Origin of the sequence: Bacillus sp. JJ1127, from assembly GCF_036965845.1 — a bacterium.
GTDB lineage: Bacteria > Bacillota > Bacilli > Bacillales > Bacillaceae_G > Bacillus_A.
In genome coordinates this window covers 7,858-8,613 of sequence record NZ_JBALQK010000185.1, presented here as the reverse complement: position 1 = coordinate 8,613, position 756 = coordinate 7,858, and the positions used below count along the sequence as shown (strand labels likewise).

Annotated in this window: 1 protein-coding gene; it reads left to right on the top strand. The window is 38.6% G+C overall.

From position 1 onward, the window contains the following. A partial coding sequence (locus V7183_RS17995; protein WP_335360357.1) for an aldehyde dehydrogenase family protein occupies positions 1-679 on the top strand: 679 nt, incomplete at its 5' end. Between the last annotated feature and the right edge of the window lie 77 nt (positions 680-756).

Below are 756 nucleotides of genomic sequence, written 5' to 3'. Positions count from 1 at the left end.
AGATACAATCGTTGTTGATAAAGAAGCAGATCTTGAATTAGCTGCTAAATCTATCGTTGCATCAGCATTTGGATTCTCAGGACAAAAATGTTCTGCTTGTTCTCGTGCAGTAATCCACGAAGATGTATATGATCATGTATTAAATCGTGCAGTGGAATTAACAAAAGAATTAACTGTAGGTAACCCAGCTGAAAAAGGAATGAATATGGGACCAGTTAATGACCAAGCTGCATTTGATAAAGTAATGAGCTACGTTGCAATTGGTAAAGAAGAAGGTAAAGTAGTAGCAGGTGGCGAAGGAGACGATTCTAAAGGCTGGTTTATCCAACCAACAATCGTTGCTGACGTTGCAGAAGATGCTCGCTTAATGAAAGAAGAAATCTTCGGACCAGTAGTAGCATTCTGTAAAGCGAAAGACTTTGATCATGCACTTGCAATTGCAAACAATACAGAATACGGTTTAACAGGAGCAGTTATCTCTAACAACCGTGAACATATCGAAAAAGCACGTGAAGACTTCCACGTTGGTAACTTATACTTTAACCGTGGATGTACTGGTGCAATCGTAGGTTACCAGCCATTCGGTGGCTTTAATATGTCTGGTACAGACTCTAAAGCTGGTGGGCCTGATTACTTAGCACTTCACATGCAAGCAAAAACTACTTCTGAAACTTTATAAGAAATAGACGAAAAGGCCTTCCTAATGGTGGAGGCCTTTTTTATTTCCTGAAAGATTTTAATTATATATACATCAAT